Origin of the sequence: Haloechinothrix aidingensis (genome assembly GCF_013450155.1) — a bacterium.
Classification (GTDB): domain Bacteria; phylum Actinomycetota; class Actinomycetes; order Mycobacteriales; family Pseudonocardiaceae; genus Haloechinothrix; species Haloechinothrix aidingensis.
On the sequence record NZ_JACCKD010000002.1, the window covers coordinates 637145 to 656114 of the forward strand.

14 protein-coding genes are annotated in these 18970 nt (G+C 70.3%); 1 reads left to right on the plus strand and 13 read right to left on the minus strand.

Translation table 11 applies throughout. The annotated features are described in order from the left end of the window. Positions 1–72 precede the first annotated feature (72 nt). From secA to H0B56_RS07445, 7 genes are all read right to left on the minus strand, one after another. Positions 73–2919 (minus strand): preprotein translocase subunit SecA, encoded by a 2847-nt coding sequence (gene secA, locus H0B56_RS07415; protein WP_180892167.1) that lies wholly within the window; start codon positions 2917–2919, stop codon positions 73–75. A gap of 281 nt (positions 2920–3200) precedes the next feature. After that, entirely contained in the window at positions 3201–3911 is a 711-nt protein-coding gene (gene hpf / locus H0B56_RS07420; protein ID WP_180892168.1) for a ribosome hibernation-promoting factor, HPF/YfiA family, read from the minus strand. Positions 3912–4446: 535 nt separating this feature from the next. Further along, the gene (locus tag H0B56_RS07425) at positions 4447–5160 is read right to left on the minus strand and encodes a ComF family protein (protein ID WP_343063794.1); all 714 of its coding nucleotides are present in this window, start codon (positions 5158–5160) and stop codon (positions 4447–4449) included. A 56-nt stretch (positions 5161–5216) separates the two neighbouring features. Beyond that, positions 5217–7001, minus strand: a complete 1785-nt coding sequence (locus tag H0B56_RS07430) for an LpqB family beta-propeller domain-containing protein (RefSeq protein WP_180892169.1) — start codon at positions 6999–7001, stop codon at positions 5217–5219. Next, positions 6998–8920, minus strand: coding sequence for an MtrAB system histidine kinase MtrB (gene mtrB / locus H0B56_RS07435; RefSeq protein WP_180892402.1), 1923 nt, complete (start codon positions 8918–8920; stop codon positions 6998–7000). The genes H0B56_RS07430 and mtrB overlap by 4 nt, the downstream gene beginning before the upstream one ends. A 30-nt stretch (positions 8921–8950) precedes the next feature. Further along, positions 8951–9628 (minus strand): MtrAB system response regulator MtrA, encoded by a 678-nt coding sequence (mtrA, locus tag H0B56_RS07440; protein WP_089299706.1) that lies wholly within the window; start codon positions 9626–9628, stop codon positions 8951–8953. 96 nt (positions 9629–9724) lie between these two features. Continuing rightward, positions 9725–10381, minus strand: a complete 657-nt coding sequence (locus tag H0B56_RS07445) for a dTMP kinase (protein WP_180892170.1) — start codon at positions 10379–10381, stop codon at positions 9725–9727. Positions 10382–10580: 199 nt separating this feature from the next. Between H0B56_RS07445 and H0B56_RS07450 the strand changes: the two genes are divergently transcribed. Beyond that, the gene (locus H0B56_RS07450; RefSeq protein ID WP_180892171.1) at positions 10581–12971 is read left to right on the plus strand and encodes a hypothetical protein; all 2391 of its coding nucleotides are present in this window, start codon (positions 10581–10583) and stop codon (positions 12969–12971) included. Positions 12972–13033: 62 nt separating this feature from the next. Here the strand turns inward: H0B56_RS07450 and H0B56_RS07455 are convergent, their stop codons facing one another. The 6 genes from H0B56_RS07455 to H0B56_RS22760 form a co-directional block, all read right to left on the minus strand. Then, positions 13034–14101, minus strand: a complete 1068-nt coding sequence (locus tag H0B56_RS07455; protein WP_180892172.1) for an extracellular solute-binding protein — start codon at positions 14099–14101, stop codon at positions 13034–13036. Between the two features lie 151 nt (positions 14102–14252). Then, on the minus strand, positions 14253–15494 hold the full coding sequence (manA, locus tag H0B56_RS07460) for a mannose-6-phosphate isomerase, class I (protein ID WP_180892173.1): 1242 nt from the start codon (positions 15492–15494) through the stop codon (positions 14253–14255). 59 nt (positions 15495–15553) lie between these two features. Beyond that, positions 15554–16654 carry an SIS domain-containing protein gene (locus H0B56_RS07465; RefSeq protein WP_246360914.1) on the minus strand — a complete coding sequence of 367 codons (1101 nt, stop codon included), beginning with the start codon at positions 16652–16654 and terminating at the stop codon, positions 15554–15556. Further along, positions 16620–16874: a Trm112 family protein gene (locus H0B56_RS07470; RefSeq protein WP_180892174.1), complete on the minus strand. Its 255-nt coding sequence runs from the start codon at positions 16872–16874 to the stop codon at positions 16620–16622. Before H0B56_RS07470 ends, H0B56_RS07465 begins: the two co-directional genes overlap by 35 nt. A 121-nt stretch (positions 16875–16995) precedes the next feature. Further along, a complete protein-coding gene (locus H0B56_RS07475; RefSeq protein ID WP_180892175.1) occupies positions 16996–18354 on the minus strand; it encodes a phosphomannomutase/phosphoglucomutase in 1359 nt (452 codons plus the stop codon). Between the two features lie 203 nt (positions 18355–18557). Continuing rightward, complete coding sequence (locus H0B56_RS22760; protein WP_180892176.1) at positions 18558–18920, minus strand: DUF3499 family protein; 363 nt, start codon at positions 18918–18920, stop codon at positions 18558–18560. Positions 18921–18970: the final 50 nt, after the last annotated feature.

The following is an 18970-nucleotide window of genomic DNA, read 5'->3' on the forward strand; positions in this document are numbered from 1 at the left end:
ACCTGATGCGCTCGCACGGCCCGCCTTGTTACGGGGACGGCGTCCGCACGACCCTGGCTCGGACATCGCCGCTCACCGCCGCGCGCGGTTCTTGCCCTTCTTGGCTTGCGCGCGCGCCGCAGCCCGGCGTTCCCGCCTGCTACCCGAGCCGGCGCCACCGGCACCCGCCGTGGAGCCGTCCCGTTCGGAGCCGGCTCCACGCTTGCTCACGTCACCGGACTCGTCCGGGCCGGACAGGGTCAACGCGCGGTCGCTCCGGTTGTCGAGACCCTTACCGCGCAGGGCCGCAGGCACGCTCTCGTCCTCGGCCTGGGGCTGCGGCGGGGGCGGCGTGGCGTGCTTGCCGCCCTGTGCCGCCTTGCCGTCGCCCGAGCCCCCTGCGGCAGGGACCTCGGTTACCTCCTCCGGCGCCACCTGGTCCGGCTCCGCCTTCTCGATCTGCAGGTTGAACAGGTAACCGACGGTCTCTTCCTTCAGCGACTCCAGCATCGCCTGGAACATGTCGAAGCCCTCGCGCTGGTACTCGATCGCCGGGTCGCGCTGGGCCATCGCGCGCAGGCCGATGCCCTCCTTGAGATAGTCCATCTCGTAGAGGTGCTCGCGCCACTTGCGGTCCAGCACCGACAGCACGACGCGCCGCTCGAGCTCGCGCATACCGCCCTCGCCGACCACGGCGTCGACCTCGGCCTCGCGGCGCTCGTAGGCGGCCATGGCGTCGTCGAGCAACTCCTCGAGCAACACCTTGCCGTCCAGCTCGGGATGCTTCTCGCACAGCTCGTCCCACGTCACCGACACCGGGTAGAGCCCCTTGAGTGCCGTCCACAGGCGCTCGTGGTTCCAGTCCTCGGCGTAGCCCTCGCTCGTCTCGGAAGTGACGTACTCGGTCACGACATCGCGCAGCATGTGCCGCGCCTGCTCGCGCAGATCCTCGCCCTCGAGTACCCGCCGCCGCTCGGAGTAGATGACCTTGCGCTGGCGGTTCATGACCTCGTCGTACTTGAGGACGTTCTTGCGGATCTCCATGTTCTGCTGCTCGACCTGCGTCTGCGCACTCTTGATGGCCTTGGTGACCATCTTGTGCTCGATCGGCATGTCGTCGGGCAGCCGCATGGTCCGCATGACCCGCTCGACCATGCCCGCGTTGAACCGCCGCATCAGGTCGTCGCCGAGGGAGAGATAGAAGCGCGACTCGCCGGGGTCACCCTGCCTGCCGGAGCGGCCACGCAGCTGGTTGTCGATACGCCGGGCGTCGTGCCGCTCGGTACCGAGCACGTACAGCCCGCCGAGCTCGCGCACCTCGTCGGCTTCGGCCTCGGACCGCGCGGAGACCTCCTCGAGCACCTTCGGCCAGGCGGCCTCGTACTCCTCGGAGTGCTCGACCGGGTCGAGGCCCCGTTCCCGCAGCACCTCGTCGGCGATGATGTCCGGGTTGCCGCCGAGCACGATGTCCGTACCGCGACCAGCCATGTTGGTGGCGACGGTGATGGCTCCCTTGCGGCCCGCCCGCGCGATGATCGAGGCTTCCTTGCCGTGCTGCTTGGCGTTCAGCACCTCATGCGGCACCCCGCGCTTGACCAGCAGCTTGGACAGGTGCTCGGAGCGCTCCACACTGGTCGTGCCGACCAGCACCGGCTGACCCCTGCGGTAGCACTGGTCGATGTCGGCGGCGACGGCCTCGAACTTGGCGTCCTCGGACTTGTAGATCAGGTCCGGCTGGTCGACACGGATCATCGGCCGGTTCGTCGGTATGGGGGTCACGCCGAGCTTGTAGGTCTGGTGGAACTCCGCGGCCTCGGTCTCGGCCGTGCCGGTCATGCCGGCGAGCTTGTCGTACTGCCGGAAGTAGTTCTGCAACGTGATCGAGGCCAGCGTCTGGTTCTCGGCCTTGATCTCGACGCCTTCCTTGGCCTCGATCGCCTGGTGCAGGCCCTCGTTGAACCGGCGACCGGCGAGCACGCGGCCGGTGAACTCGTCGACGATGAGGACCTCACCGTTGCGGACGATGTAGTCCTTGTCCTTCTGGTACAGCTCCTTGACCTTGATGGCGTTGTTGAGATAGCCGACCAGCGGGGTGTTCGCCGACTCGTAGAGGTTCTCGATGCCGAGCTGGTCCTCGATGAACTCCACGCCGGCCTCGGTGACACCGATCGCTCGCTTGCGCTCGTCCACCTCGTAATGGACATCGCGGGACATCATCGGAGCCAGCCGCGCGAACTCGTTGTACCACCGCGAGGACTGGTCCGCGGGCCCGGAGATGAGCAGCGGGGTACGCGCCTCGTCGATCAGGATCGAGTCCACCTCGTCGACGATCGCGAAGTTGTGCCCGCGCTGGACACACTCCTCCAGGCTCCACGCCATGTTGTCGCGCAGGAAGTCGAAGCCGAACTCGTTGTTCGTGCCGTAGGTGATGTCGGCGTTATAGGCCTCCCTGCGCTGCTTGGGAGGCATCTGCGCCATGATCACCCCGACGTCGAGCCCCAGGAATCGGTAGACGCGGCCCATCCATTCGGAGTCACGTTTGGCGAGGTAGTCGTTGGTGGTGACGACGTGCACGCCGTTGTCCGAGATCGCGTTGAGATAGCAGGCGAGCACCGAGGTCAGCGTCTTGCCTTCACCGGTCTTCATCTCGGCGACCTGGCCGAGATGCAGCGCGGCACCCCCCATGACCTGGACATCGAAATGCCGCTGCCCCAGCACCCGCTGGGAGGCCTCCCTGGCGACGGCGAACGCCTCCGGCAGCATGTCGTCGAGGGACTCACCGGACTCGTGCCGCTTGCGGAACTCCTCCGTCTTGGCCTGCAGCTCGGCGTCCGACAGACCCTTGACGTCCTGTTCGAGGGCGTTGACCTGGTCAGCGATGCGTCGCAGCTTCTTGACCAGCTTTCCCTCACCCGCACGGAGCAGGCGGCTCAAAACCATTCCGGTTCGACCTCGCTGTTTTCGTTGGTGTGCCTTCGGCAGCGGCCGGTGGTCTCTCGGCCGTCCGCCCGGTCGCGCCCTTCGTTCCCATCGTAGGCAACCGCACGGCACCGATGCATACGCCTGCCGCCCTGGACAGTGTGACACCGACCGCCGTGCGGACCCCTCCGGGCACAACACCGCCGGGCGCCGCTACACGAGCTGCCCCGGGACGATCGTCCCGGGGCAGCCGTGATGTACAGGTGAATTGTGGTGCGACGTCCGGTATCCGAGCGTGCCGGCTAGCCGAGACGGATCACACCGTAATCGAAGCCCTTCCTCCGGTAGACGACGCTGGGCTTGCCGGCGTCGGCGTCCTGATACAGGTAGAAGTCGTGACCGACCAGCTCCATCTCGTAGAGTGCCTGGTCCACCGTCATCGGGTCGGCCGAGTGCTGCTTCTCGCGGGCGATGCGCCCCGGTACGTGCTCGACAAGGCCGTCGTCCCAGCGCTGCTCAGGAACATCGACTTCAGAGAGCTCCGTGTCGTGCCCGGCCGTCTCGGCTTCGGACGCCACGTCGACCGGCGACGGTGACTCGAGAACCGCGGTCGGCGCCGCCGGCCTCCGCCCGTTGGCGAACGGGGCCGACTCTCCCGCGGCCGCGACCGAGGTCGCTTCTGCGACGGACTCGGCACGGCGACGACCGTAGTGCACGCGCCGCCGGTCGTGCATCCGGCGCATCCGGTTCTCCAGCTTGTTCACCGCGGAATCGAGCGCGGAGTAGAAGTCGGCCGCCGAGGCCTCAGCGCGGACCGGCGCTCCCTTACCCTTGCCCGTGATCTCGACGCGCTGGCACTTCTTCGACTGGCGGCGATTCGGTTCGTGGAAAAGCTCGACCTCGTAGCGGGTCACCTTCCTGTCGTACCGTTCGAGCCTGGTCAGCTTATCGCTGACATGGGTCCGATAGTGATCAGGCACCTCAACGTTGCGGCCCTTCACGACGATGTCCATACACGACCTCCTCGCTGAATGATCGCGAGATTGCTTCGGATTGGAGAGTTGTGCCGGTCCGTGACACCAAGCCGGGAGTCGGCTCGAACGACCGGCACGGGGACATCGACTTGTCACCTCCCTGCGGTCGGTGTACTACCTGATAGCGCTGCACGTTAGCCGCCAAGCGACGTTTTCGACAGCCCCCGAGCCGGGGGATATCCGCGGATGAGTGATGCGCCGGCGGAGCTGCGGAGAGCCACGATTCGGAACCGGAAGTTCCCCGAAACGAACCATTGCGTCAGGAGACGCTTCACTGGATCGGCCCATCGATCGAAGACGCTGCCCGCAAACCGGCCCGTTCTGCTCCCACCCCGACCGGAGCAGTCACCGGCGAATTTCGCCGTATCGAGGGGCGTAGCGTGCCGCATACCCGTACAACGCACAGCGGGTAGTTATCGTTCCGGACAACGGCGAGGGATCCGGCCGGCCGACGCCAGGCCCCCGGCGGGCATATCACTCGACAGGCTTGCTGATGGCCACGCCGGGTGCCGGCTCAGTGCCCGACCGCGGTCATGCCGAGCACCGCCAGGTCGCCGGCACCGGCTTCGCGCAGTGCCCGCACACATGCCGCCGCCGTGGCTCCGGTGGTCACCACGTCGTCGACAAGCACGACCCGAGCCCCGGCCGCGCACCGCCAGCCGCCGGTGACCGAGACCCTGCCAGCGACATTGGCCGTACGCTGCGCCCTGTCCAGCCCGACCGAGTCCAGCGCTCCCGGCCCCAGCCGCAGCACAGGGGCCAGCGACGCCGGATGCCCGCCCCGGTCGAGCACCGCCACGGCATGCCGCGCGAGACGCAGGACGTGGCTCCCGCCCCGCGCCCGCGCGGCCGAGGAGCGGGACGGTGCGGGGACCAGCAGGAGAGTCGCCGCGGCGTCCCGGTCGCCGGTCAGCGAGAGTGCCACGCAGGCTTCCGCCAGCACCTCACCCAGCACCGGGGCGAGGTCACGCCGGCCACCCTCCTTGCAGGCGAGCAGGATCCGGCGCGGCGCTCCCCGGTAACCGGCGAGCGCGTACCCCGGGACACCGGACCCGGACGGCACCCGCCGGCCCGGCTCGCCGGACAGCGGAGCCGGGTCGAGCAGCGCCTGGCGGCACCGCGAGCAGCACGGCTCACCGTGCCGGCCACAGCCCGCGCAGGACGCCGGCAGCACGAGGTCAAGCGCGGCCGTGGCCGCGCGCCTCAGGGACGGCAGCGGATCTAGCACGGTCCGGACCCTGCCAGCCGGTACCGACACGCCCGGCCGCGTCCGCGACGGGCGCCTCAGCCGGGGTAGAACGGTTTCGCGAGCGAACCCGCTCCTTCCGAGTTCGGGTGCTGCTGCCACACGTCGCCGACATCCGAGGTGACCCACTGTCCGAGCACGTCCGAGACCACGATCGAGCGACCCGGTGCCGCCGTGATCGCGTGGACCGGTGGGGACAGGTTCGTGTCCCGGAAGGAGTCGATACGGAACCCGTCCGCACTGACCTGCGCCACCGGGCGGGACTCCGATTCGGTCGCCACCGCGAGCGTGTCCTGGGCCATCCAGTCGACATCGGTGACGTCGACCAGCCTGCCCTCCCGGATCACCCGGGGGTTGCGCAACGCGACCGAGTTCTCCTCCCGCTCCACGCCCGCGATCACCAGACCGTCCTCGGTGACCACGGCTGCCCGCGTGCCGTCCCTGGACAGCCGGAGCCCGCTGATCTCGCCGAACGGGGCCAGCTCGCTGGAGTCCACCGTCAGTGGTGTCCAGGTGCCCTGCTGCGTCTGGACCACCCGCACGACCTTCTCGCCGTCCTGCACCGTCCACACCTCGTTGCTGACAGCGTCCTCGGTCAGCGTGGGCCACCACGTGGGCCGTGTCAGGACCGTTCCCTCGAGCTCGACGCGCTGCAGGTCACCGCTGACCGGCCCGACACGCAGGTGCACCCCGTCGTCGCGGCGCTCGACGGCGGCAAGCTGCTCCCCGTCCAGCGACTGGCCGGCGCTGACCAGGTCGTACTCACCTTCGCCCGCGGGCCCCGGCACGGGTCCGCCGGTACCGAGCGAGTGCAGCGAGCCGCTGACGACCGACATTCCCGGCAGGTCGGAACTCGGCACGATCAGCGGGGAGGCGTCCGGCATATCCGCGCGGCGGAGGTCCTCGTTGCCCTCGATGAGCGGCGCCCCGTCCGCTCGCAGCCGGACACGGCTGGATGTCACGTTGTCCAGCGACATCACGACCTGCTCGGCGATACGCTCCCTGGTCTCGTCGCTCATGCCTCGCACCCCGGCCAGCGGGACGACCAGCGCGCCGTCCGGCGATCCCGTCACGTTCGTCTCGGTGGTCACGTCCTCACCGAGCGGGTTGTCCACGGCGTAGCGCAACGACCCGGAGGGCCCCTCCAGCAACAGGTCGATCACCTTGCTCGGTTGCCCGGCTTGCGGCCTGCGCGGCAGGTACCGCGGGTCCGGTACGCGCACGTCGCTGTCCGGAGCGAAGAAATACAACGGGACCCGCAGGTAGTTGGCAGTGAACTCATCCTCGGTGGTCATGACCTCACTCGGCGGGTCGACGATGCGCCACTGCCCGTTCGGCTGCTGGCGCAACCGGATGACCCGCTCGTAGTCCCTGCGCATCGGGTCGAACGAGCCGTCACCGCGTAACGTCCCGATCTGCGTACCGCGCAACAGCACAGCCGTCTCGTTCTCCCCGCCGGGTTGTTCCTCGAAGCCCGCCGGGACCGTGTCTGGCGAACTGTCCAGGATCACCATGCTGCTGGACGGTCGCCACGTGTCCCGCGACTCGTCCTCCAGGTACAGGCGAGCGGCCTCGTGGTCGGCCGACCGCGCGTTGGCTTCCACGAAACCGCGCACGATCTCGGTGGCCGACAGATCGTCCTCGGGGCCCTCGAGCTCCTCCTGCTCCCCGGTTCGCGTGTCGTCCTCACCGATGGCCTGCGGCTGGGTTTCCTGAGGCACGTTGGCACACGCCCCGCCCAGCAGGGCCACGGCCACCACCACGGCGATCCACCGTGCCGCGCGTGCCCGGGTGGGCAGGCCCTCGACAGGTACCGCGCTCATCGCCCCACCTCTTCCCGGTCCGTTCCGTCCCCGTCCCCGGCGTCACCGGTCGTGTCGGTGTCATCCCCCGGCACGTCACCCGTACTGTCGCTACGGTCCTCCGGCACGTCAGCCGTACTGCCGTCGGCGTAACCGGAGTCGCCGTCCGCCGCCTCGACGGTCTCCCCGGCCTCCAGCAGCGCGACGGGCTCGGAGCGGTCGGAGCTCCCGGAGCCGTCGGGGGTGAGTTCCCCGTCGGCGGCAGTGACGCTGGATACGCCCGCGACCGGGACGTCCGACGGGACCTGCGCGAGCGGCTCCGTCGGTCCCTCCACGTTCTCCGGCACCTCCGGCGGGTCCGGCGGCAACCCGAGCGGGCTCACCTCGAAGCTCTCCCCGATGCGACGCGGCAACGTCAGCCGGAAACACGAGCCGTAGCCGGGCAGCCCCCAGGCCACGAGCTCGCCGCCGTGCAGCCTGGCATCCTCCTGGCTGATCGCCAACCCGAGCCCGGTACCGCCTGTCCTCCGGTTACGCGACGGGTCGGCACGCCAGAACCGGCTGAACACCAGCTCGGCCTCGCCCACACGCAGCCCGACACCGTAGTCCCGCACGGCGATCGCCACCGCCTCGTCGTTGGCGGCCAGCTGCACCCGCACCGGCAAACCCTCGCTGTGGTCGACCGCGTTGGCGAGCAGGTTACGCAGGATCCGTTCCACCCGGCGCGCGTCCACGTCCCCGTAGACCTCGTCCTCCGGCAGGTCGAGCTCGATCGAGCTGCCCGCACTGCCCGCCAGACCGTGGACCTGCTCGTACACCCGCTCGATGAGGGTGCGCACGTCGATGTTCTCCGCGGACAGCTCCTCGACCCCGGCATCCAGTCTGCTGATCTCCAGCAGGTCGCGCAGCAGTGCCTCGAACCTGTCCAGCTCGTCGACGAGCAGCTCCGCGGAGCGGGACAACCCGTCCGGGAACTGCTCGCGGGAAGCGTAGAGCACGTCGGCCGCCATCCGCACGGTGGTCAGCGGGGTGCGCAGCTCGTGCGAGACGTCCGAGGTGAAGCGGCGCTGCAGCTGCCCGAACTCCTCGAGCTGGCGAATCTGCTGCTGGATACTCGCGGCCATCTCGTTGTACGAGATCGCCAGCTTGGACAGGTCGTCGTCGCCGACAACGGACAGCCGTTTGTCCAGCTCCCCCTCGGCGAACCGACCGGCGGCGTTGGCGGCCCTGCGTACCGGAAGCACCACCTGCCGGGTCACAAGGCTCGCGATCGCCGCCAGCAGACCGAGCAGGACGATACCCCCGAACACCAGCGTGTTCTGCACGGTAGCCACGGTGTTCTGCTCGGAGGCCAGCGGGAACAGCAGGTAGAGCTGGGGCTGGCGGGGCGTGGACGTCATCGGGGCGCCGACGATCAGGTACGTCTCGCCACCGACCGTGTGGATCTGAGTGCTTTCCAGCCCGGACTCCACGAACTCCCGCAGGCCGTCCGGGACCTTGTGGTAGGCACCCGCCGAGACCGTGTCCTCGGCAGGCCGGTCGGAGCCGCCGCTGGCGAGCACCGGCTCGAAGTCCCCCGCAGCCGACCCCGACGCGTCACCGCCACCGGGAGCGGTGCTGGTGATCTGGGTCAGCGCGTTCTCCAACCGGGCGCCGAGGGTGTCCGGGTCGGCGTCGATACCGACCAGCTCCTGCTCGGCGACCTGCAAGGACGCGCGCGTCTGCTCGATGGCGTCGGCTTCCTTGGTCTCGAGCAGTCGGGTCGTTATCTGGTTCTGCAGCACCATGCCCAGCAGGAAGACCACCGCGGAGGACAGCGCGAGCGTCGAGGCAGTCACCCGGAACTGCAGGGATGTGCGCCACAGGCTGCCGATCCCGGACCACTGCCGCCGGGCTCCCCGTCCCAGCCAGCCGACCCGCCGGGCAACTGCACGCGTCATGTCGGCGGCCCGATCTCTCACATTTCCACCCTACGGGGGACCGGCCTTGTACCCCACGCCGCGGACGGTCAACACGACCTCCGGATGCTCCGGGTCGTTCTCGACCTTGGACCGCAGGCGCTGCACGTGCACATTGACCAGGCGCGTATCCGCGGCGTGCCGGTAGCCCCACACCTGCTCCAGAAGCACCTCCCTGGTGAACACCTGCCGGGGCTTACGCGCGAGCGCGACGAGCAGGTCGAACTCCAGCGGGGTCAGGGAGATGGGCTTGCCATCCCTGGTTACCTCGTGCCCAGGCACATCGATGGACAGGTCCCCGATGGTCAGGGTCTCGGCTGGCTCGACCTCCGTGCGGCGCATGCGTGCCCGGACCCGGGCGACGAGCTCCTTGGGTTTGAACGGTTTGACGATGTAGTCGTCGGCGCCGGACTCCAGGCCAAGCACCACGTCGACGGTGTCGCTCTTGGCCGTCAACATGACGACAGGGACGTTCGACTCCTCCCTGATCGCCTTGCACACGTCGATACCGTTCATGCCGGGCAGCATCAGGTCGAGCAGGACGAGGTCGGGCTTGAGCTCCCGCAGCGCGGGCAATGCCCGGGTACCGTCGGAGACAACCGTGGGTTCGAATCCCTCACCACGAAGCACGATGGTGAGCATCTCGGCCAGAGCCGGGTCGTCATCGACAACGAGCACGCGTGCCTTCATGGGGTCATGTTCGCATTCGCCGCCGACTCGGCAGTGCACGACCCACGTACGTGCGAGAACTGCTCCCGAACGGGGCAGCAGCTTCGTCCGATCGGACTAGTACGCGCTACCCGGCCGCCACAGTAACGCGGCCAGCCCCTCGGCATCGACCCGCTCGGCGCCGTCCAGCACGTGCCACGGCGACAACCACGCGCGCTCGGCCAGCTGCCCGTACACCTGCCCGCAGCGCTCCTGCAGGCCGGCGTCCGACTCGTAGGCGTCCCTCGCCCGGGCCCCGTCCGCACGCTCGCGGTCCCGCGCGCGATCGGCGGCGAGGTCGGTGGGTACCCGAAGCCAGATCTGCGCGTCCGGCTCGGGCAGGGCGAACCGGTCCATCTCCAGCTCCCGCACCCACTCGACGAACCCGCCGTCGACGTCCTGACGCAGCCGGGCCGCCCCGTATGCCGCGTTCGAGGCGACGTAGCGGTCCAGCAGCACGACGTCGTAGCGGTCGAGGTCCGCGCGGATCCGGCCCGCGGCGCCGTACCGGTCGAGCGCGAACAGCAACGCCATCCCGCTCACCGAGTCCGCGAGGTCCCCGAGCCTGCCGTGCAGCGCATCTCTCGCCAGGTCGGCGTGGATGTCCTCGCCGTAACGGGGGAAGGCGAGCGTGGACACGCTCGCGCCTGCCGCGTGGAGTGCGGTCGTCAAGGCATCCGTGAGTGTGTTCTTCCCCGCCCCGTCGAGCCCTTCGATAACGATCAGTCTGCCCACGCGGGCCAGCGTAACCACGCTCCGGTACGGCCCTGTCCGGGCAGGCGGCTGCAACACGCGGCGACCAGCGAGTACCACGCTTCGAGGTGACCGGGCGCGTTGCGTACGCGGCACAACCCCCCACACGCGCTACGGTCGTAGTCAAGACACCCGGTGAACGCACGTCGGCACCGGAAGCACCCATCTTGGAGGCCTCTCCGTGGCACTACCCGGCCAGGACACCCGGGTCGTGGAGCTGCGCGTGCCCGGCCTCGTCGGGCTGAGCGGGGAACGGCTGCTGGACACCGTCTCCGCGGTCACCGTCGCCGGTGACGAGACGGCGCAGGTCATCCGCCCATCGGACCGGCTGCACAGGCCCGCGCCCGGACCGGTACTGCAGGCCTTACGGCGCTCCATGCCCCGCACGCTCGAGGGGTACCTGTGGCACAAGATGACCTCGGGCGGACCCGTCAAGGCCGTGTGGGCGCTGCTGTTCCCGTTCGCCCTTGCCAACGTCGCACACGGGATGCTGCCGCCGGTCGTGCCGTCGAGCTCGCTCAGCCGCGCCTGCGCGGCCGCACTGCGCGCGATCCTGCGGGCAGTCGGGATACTCCTGACCGCCCTGTTCGTCACCCAGCTCGGAGTCATCAGCCTCGATCTGGTCGCTGCCACCTGCCTCGGGGAAGCCACACCGGCCCAGACCGGCTGCCTCGGCGGCACCCCGGCCTTCCTGAGTGCCGAACTCGTCCGGGTCGCGATCGGGTTGACGCCCCTGCTGGCCCTGGTCGCCGTGCTGCACACGGTCTCCGGGATGCGCTGGTTGCCGCCGGGCGAAGTGGGTAGTGTCCACCCTGACCAACCCGATGCGGGCAACGGCGAGCTACCCGGGCACGCCCTTGCCGCGGGCAGGAACGTCCGCGTGCTCCGTGCGCTGCACACCCTGACGGCCCTGAGCTGTATCGCCCTCCTGCCCCTCGGCGGGGTGTCCGACGCGCCGGACGGCGCCACGCGCGTGGTCGTCTGGGCGTGCGCGCTCGGGTTGCTCGGGGCTTCGCTGGTGACGGCGGCCGTGCTCGACGACACGGCCCGCTGGCCGCGTGCCCTGCTGCCCCCTACCGTGGTCGTGATCCTGCTCGTGGTTGCCGTCGCGCTGGTGGTAGCCGCGGGCGCGTACCACCTGCCGCTGGACAGCGGCGGCGCCGCGGGCGTAACCGGTATCAACACCATGGTGGAGGCCATCGGCGCGGCGCTGCTGCTCGGATGCGTCGCGTTCGGCGTCCTGCTCGTGCCGTCGGCGATACTCGCGCGCCGCCTGTGGCGCGCGCTGCCACGCAGGCTGCGGCCCTGGCTCGGCGGGTGGGTGGCCGCACCCACCCTGTTCCTCGCCTGCCTGACGGGCGCCGGGTTCGGCGCGGGTCTCGCGATCGCGGTACGCGAGTTGCTCGGTGAGCGCGGGTTCGCGCTCCCCACCAGCTACACCGCGCTCACCCTGCTGTGGGGAGCGGGCACCGTCGGGGCCCTTCTCATCGCGACGATCACCTACGGCATCGCGATCCCGCTGCGCAAGCGCTCGCGCGGCATCCCGATGATCGTGCGGATGCTGCACAGCGACGAGCGGGACAGGGAGAGTGCCGCCGACGCCTGGGCAGCCTCGATCATCGAACGCAAGCACCTGCACCGGCTGGTGTCCGCCCTGGTGATACTCATGGCCGCGGGAGCGCTCGCACTCGTCGCCATGCGGATGACCGGTACGGAGCGGCCCGGCTGGCTCGAGCCGCTGTCCGCGCTCGGCGTCTTCGCCCTCGGCCTGCTCGCCGCGGGCCTGCTCCGCGTGGTCTACACGGCAGCGCGCTCGCAGGGCCGCGACCGGCACCTCGGCGCGCTGGCCGACCTGGTGTACTTCTGGCCACGCTCCGCCCACCCGGTCGTGCCGCCCTCGTACGCGCTCAAGGTCGTGCCCGATGTGGCCGATCGCGTGCGGCACCACCTGGCGGATGCCAGTACCCACGTGGTGGTCTCCGGCTACAGTCACGGCGGCCTGCTCGCGGTGCTGGCCGTCGCACGGCTGGCCGGGTCGGTGGACGAGGCCCAGCGGGAACGGATCGGGCTGGTCACAGCCGGATCACCGCTGCAGTGGGGATACCAGCGCGCCTTCCCCGCGCTGCTGCCGCACACCTCACTCGCCACCCTGTACGGCACGTTGCACGGACGTTGGCGCGGGTTGTGCCGCGGCACCGATCCCTTCGGTGGTGGGGTGACGACGTGGCGTCACCAGATCGTCGACGACCGGCTGCTCGGCGTCGGTTACCTGACCGACGGCGGGATCGGCCCGCTGCCCGCGGCCGAGCAGAGCCCGAACGGCGCTCTGGTGCTCGGTGGTGATCACTGGTTGCCGGACCCCGTCCCGCACTCCGACAACGGGCACCGCTGGGCCGCGGGCACGCTCCGCCACTCCGACTACCTCATCGACCAGGAATGGGACCGGGCGGTAGCGATCGCCGCGGGGCTGGAACGCCCCGGCGGGGCCCGGGGTTCCTGTACCGAGCAGGCCGCGCTGTTCAGCGACCTCCCCGCGTTCGGCAAGCCGCCCGGCGCCCGCCGGTCCCCCTGACGAGCCCCCGGACGAGCCCCCGGACGAGCCCCCTGACGACCGGCAGCACCGGTGCCCGGTGCCTACGTCAACCCCACCTCGTTCAGCAACTTCCGGGTCTCATCCGGGGCGGACAGCTCGGACAGGTCGATGTTCGGCCCGTCCAGCTCCTCGACGTCCTGCAGGTCGTGCCGGGTCGATGTCACGTTCGCGCGCATCGGGTACTCGGCGGCGGCGTCCGCGAAGTACTGCTGGGCGGTACCGGACATCAGGAACCGGGCCGCCTCCGAGGCGGCTTCCGGGGCGTCGCTGGACCGCACCACGCCGACCCCGGCAACGTCGACGAGGGCAAGCGCGTCACCGGCGGCGGGGTGGTGCAGCTCGGCGGCGACGCCGGCCGCGCCCCGCTCGACGGTCCTCATGCGATGGTCGTCGTGGTTCACGAGGCCGAGCGCGACCTCGCCGTTGTCGACAGCGTCCAGGACGCTCGCGTTGTCCGCGAAGGCCTCCGGGTCGTTGCCCGCGAAGTCGGTCAGCCACTCGCGCGCGCCGTTGTCGCCCTCGAGCCGTCGCAGGCCGGACACGAAGGTCTGCCAGGAGGCGTCCGCGGGCGCGTAGCCGACCTCGCCGGCCCACTGCTCGTCGACGAGCTCCTCCGTGGTGTCCGGCAGGTCCTCCTCGTCGACCCGGCCGGGGTGGTAGGCGATCGCCCGCTTCCGGGCCGAGGTCGCCACCCAGCTGCCGTCGGATGCCCGGAAGCGCTCCGGGGCCACGGTGAGCACGTGCTCGGGCAGCTCGCGCAGCACGCCGTTCGCGCGAAGCGCGCCGAGGGTCCCTGCGCTCTCCGCGAGGAACAGGTCCGCCTCGGTGCCCGCACCCTCCCCGGCCAGCTGCGCGGCCAGCTCCGCGCCGTCCCCGTAGCGGACCTGCACGGAATGGCCGGTGGTGTCCTCGAGGTAGGGCACGATCCCGCCGACGAGCTCCTCGGCGCGGCCCGAGTAGAGGGTCAGCGTGCTGCCGTCGTCGGCGTCGGCCGTATCACTGTCATCGGGGTCCCCGGCCCCCGCCTGCGGGCCACACGCCGCCAGCGCCACGAACACGGCTCCTGCGGCCGTACCGGCACCGAGGCGCCGGTACGCGCTACTCGCCATCGCCCCTCCTCGGAAACCGCACACGGTCGTATCACTCCGGGTAGGCAACCATAACCGAAGGGTGCGGCACCGGCCGGTAGCCACGGCAGGTGTCGCGCCTGCCCGCACACACCATCGACCGAGGTGTGGGGCGGACCACTGCCGCGGAGGGTCACGCCTTGCCCGGGGTGGCGCAGAACACGTGGCAGTCCGCGCCCGCGTCTGCGGGCCACAGCGCGATCTCCGGGTCGGAAGCCGGCAGCCACACGGAGCTCCCCTTGGCCAGCTCGACCTCGCGCGCGCTGCCGTCCACACCGCGCAGCACGACGCTTCCCTGCGTGCAGACCACGATGCGCGGTCCCGCGTACGGCAGCCGGGCTTCCCCGGCGTCGCCCGCACGCCAGTACAGCCGGGCCAGCTCGAACTCCGCCGCGTCGGTCGGATACACGAGCATCCGGTCGCACCCGGCCGCGCATTCGCCCCGGAGCACGGGCATGTCCCCGTCGGCGAAGTCGACGACGCGCAGCAGCTCGGGTACGTCGACATGCTTCGGGGTCAGGCCGCAGCGCAGCACGTTGTCCGAGTTGGCGAGGATCTCCACCGCTGTCCCGCGCAGGTAGAGGTGCAGGTTGCCGGGCGGCAGGTAGATCGCCTCGCCCGCCCGCAGCACGATCCGGTTGAGCAGCAACGCGGCGAGCACGCCCGCATCGCGGGGATGCCGCTCACCCAGCTCGACGATGGTGTGGCACTCCGTTGCGAACTCCCCGCCCGCGTCCGCGTGCGTGGCGCACGCGCTGAGCACGTCCGGCAGCACCTCATCCAAGGTCTGCTGCGGGAGCGTGATCCAGGTGGTGAACAGCGCGCGCAGGCCGTCGGCGTCGGGCTGCCCGGCCAGTAGGTCGATGTAGCTGCTCAAGCTCGGTGGCTCGATCGCGCGCAGCAGCTCGACGGTGCGCAGGGCATCGCGAAACCCGGCGAGCACGTGAAACTCCGTCAGCGCGCATACCAGTTCGGGCTTGGCCGTGGGGTCCGGGTAGTTGCGCTCGCCGGCATCCCGCGGAACGCCGGCTCCTTCCTCCCTGGCATAGCCCTCACGGGCCTGCTCGGCGGTCGGGTGCGCCTGCATGGACAGCGGCTCATCCGCCGCGAGGATCTTCAGCAGGAACGGCAGCCGGCCGCCCCACAACCGCGTACAGGTGGTGCCGAGCTGGCTGTCCGGGTCGTTCGCGACCACATCCAGGAGGCTGCGTTCGGCGCCGTCGGCTCCGACCAGCGTGGACGGGTCGCCTGGGTGCGCTCCCATCCACAGCTCCGCCTCCGGGTGGTCGGCAGGCGACGGGTTCCCCAACAACTCCGGAATGACGGTCCGCGACCCCCACGCGTACGGTCGCACGGCGTTGCGCAGCAGCTCCACTCCGAGTCACTCTCCTTACCCGTGGCAGGCGAACGGCCGCCGCGTCCCGATCGGCGCGGTCAAGCGGGAGCGAACAGGCCCGTGCCCCCGACGGTTCCGGTGGCGAGGCCGAGATACAGGGCAGCGAGTTCGAATCGCAGCGCAAGCGCGACCGCCCTGGTCGGCTCGTCGGCGCCGATCTCCTCGTTCGCGTCGAGCACGTCCGCGGAGGTCAGCACGTGTTCGGCAGCACGCCGAGTCGCGTCAGCCTGCGCGCCGGTCCGCACCGCGAGCAGCATCACCCGCATCGCGGGGCCGTCGTCGCCCTCGTACGGGTCGGCGAAGATGTCGTCGTCGTTCGACAACGCCACCGCACTGCGGTGCAGTGCGGTGCGGGAGACCGCCCGCCGGTACTCGGAGACATCGCTCACCACGGCGGCATCGGTGGCCAGGGCATACGCCGCGTACCCGGCCACGGAGGTGGCGACCGGGTCCAGCCCCCACAGCAGCGGGGTCCGCTCGGCGATCCGCAGGGCGAGCGACTTGGCCGGGTTGACGAACGACTCGTGCCCGAGATGATCGCGCGCGGCCTCCGCGTCGAGCTCGTCGGCGAGCACCTCGAAGTCGACCTCCACAAGGCCCAGCACGGCGGCCACCTGTAGGCCGCAGGTGAGGGCGTGCGCGAAGTCGCGGCGTGCGGCCAACTCGCTGCGCGGGGCGATGTGCACACCGCGGCCGGCGACCGACGCTGCCACCGGCCCCTCGTCCGGAGCGGAGAGCACGACGCGGGCGCCGTACCGGCAAGCGCGGTCCAGCGACTCCGCCAGTTCCTGGTCCCCGGGGTCGTCGGTGTGCGCGTACACCACATCCAACGGCCCAGCCCAGCTCGGCACCACGTCGGCGAACACGACCGGCAGCTGGGCCCCGGGGTCCAGCAGCGCCGCGAGCATCCGCGCCACCGCGTCGCCGACAGCGCTGCGGGTGATCAGTACCAGCGCGCGCGGCTCGTGCCGCTCCAGCTTCGCGGCCAGCTCGTCGGCCCGCTCGGACGCGGAACGCACCTGGGCACCGGCCATCGCCGCGGCGCGCAGGGCGCCGCCGCTGTCGACGTCGGCCAGCCGCGCCGGGTCGTCGAGCAGGGTGTCATCAAGCACCATCGGCACGCTTGACGTCCGATCCATCGGGCACGTCCTCCTGTGCGTCCTCATCGCCACCGGGACGGTGGGACTCGTCGAGCAAGAGCACGGGGATACCGTCCCGGATCGGGTACTGCCTGCCGCACTCGGTGCAGCTCAGCATGTCGGCACCCGGATCGGTCGGGGTTCCCTTCACCAGTGGAGCGTGATCCTGCGCCGGACAGGCGAGGATCTCCAGCAACTGCTTGTCAACCGTGAAGGCCATGCTTCCCTCTCTACCACGTGATACGCCGAGCCGGCACGCGGCTCACGGACCGGATCCGGACAGGCAGCCGGCACGCCGCGGGCCACCTGCCTGGTTGCGGAGGCTGCCCTCGCGCGACCCGTCAGTCACGAATGATCGCGAGTACCTCGTCGGTCAGCTTCCGCATAGCCTCTTCATTCTCCGCCTCGACGTTCAGCCGCAACAACGGTTCGGTGTTCGACGCCCGCAGATTGAACCACGCTCCCCCGGCGAGCTCGACCGTCAGGCCGTCCAGATCATCGACGCCGACCCCGTCGCGCGCGGCGAACGCCTCCCGGACCGCACGCTGACGCGCATGTTGATCATCCACAGTGGAGTTGATTTCGCCCGATGCGACGTATCGCTGGTAACGGCCGGTCAGCGTGGACAGCGGCCCGTCGTGCGCACCGAGCGCCGCCAGCACGTGCAGCGCGGCCAGCATGCCCGTGTCGGCACGCCAGAAGTCGCGGAAGTAGTAATGCGCGGAGTGCTCACCGCCGAATATCGCATCCGTCTCGGCCATCTTCTGCTTGATGAACGAGTGCCCCACCCGGGTGCGTACCGGTGTCCCGCCGTGCTCGGCGACGATCTCGGGAACGGCCCGCGATGTGATCAGGTTATGGATGATCGCGGCGCCCGGCTCCTTCGCGAGCTCGCGCACCGCCACCAGCGCGGTGATCGCACTCGGCGGGACGGGTTCACCACGCTCGTCGATCACGTAGCAACGATCGGCGTCACCGTCGAACGCCAGGCCGGCGTTCGCCCCGGCCTCGCGTACCGCGTGCTGCAGGTCCACGAGGTTCGCCGGGTCGAGCGGGTTCGCCTCGTGGTTCGGGAAGTTCCCGTCCAGCTCGAAGTACATCGGCACGATCTCGATGGGCAACCCGTCGAACACCGTCGGCACGGTGTGCCCGGCCATGCCGTTGCCCGCGTCCACGACGATCCGCAGCGGCCGCGAGCCCGAGAGGTCGACCAGGTCACGCAGGTGTGCCGCGTAGTCGCCGAGCACGTCGCGCTCGGTCACCGTGCCGCCTGCCCCGACGAACTCCGGAACTCCCTGCTCGACCACCTCGCGGATCTCCGCGAGGCCGGACTCCTGGCCGACCGGGGCTGCCCCGGCACGGCACAGCTTGATGCCGTTGTACTCGGCCGGGTTGTGACTGGCCGTGAACATCGCCCCCGGCAGGTTCAAACTGCCCGAGGCGAAGTAGAGCTGGTCGGTACTGGCCAGCCCGATCGAGACGACGTCCACCCCCTGGGAGGTCACCCCGCGCGCGAAGGCCTCGGCCAGCCCCGGGGACGAGTCCCGCATATCGTGGCCGACCGCCACCGCCGACGCGCCCTCGGCCAGCACCAGCCTGGCGAACGCCCCGCCGAACTGCGCGACAAGGTCCGCGTCGAGCTGCTCCCCGACCACCCCGCGGATATCGTAGGCCTTGACGATCTCCGAAAGGTCACTCACGCCCACTCCATGTTGTCTCACCAACGGCAGGAACATTCTCCCAGTCGCCCCACCCCCGGCCGGAGCCGGAGGCGGTCGCCGGCCATCACCGGACAGGTCAGCCACATCCAGCCACACGCACCGCGTACACCCGTGTAGCTCGAGTTCCCGCAGCCTACTCGGACGGCCTGGCACGATGTCCAGAGGCCGTTCGTCGGTGCCCCTCAGTCCGCGGGGTCGGGAAGCACGCGCAGGTGACCGCGCCGCCCGGCATCGGCACCGCCGGGATCGTCCTGCTCCCGCCCGGAGTACTGCGGCCGACCGGCCTCCCGGACGGCCTCGGCAAGGGCGGTGAGTTCGTCGCCGGACGGCTCGGCCTCGGCGAACTCACCCTCGTGCCGGACGACCTCCCAGCCTTTCGGGGCCGTCAGCCGCACCGCATGGTGCTCGCACAGGTCATAGGAGTGCGGCTCGGACGCGATGGCCAGCGGACCGACCACTGCCGTCGAGTCCCGATAGGCATAGGTCAGCGTCGCGACCGCCGGCTGGAGGCAGCCTGTCCGGGAACACACGCGTACGCTAGGCACGTCCCGGACTGTATCGCCCGGACCTGTCCGTGTCTCGCTGGCACGCCGGG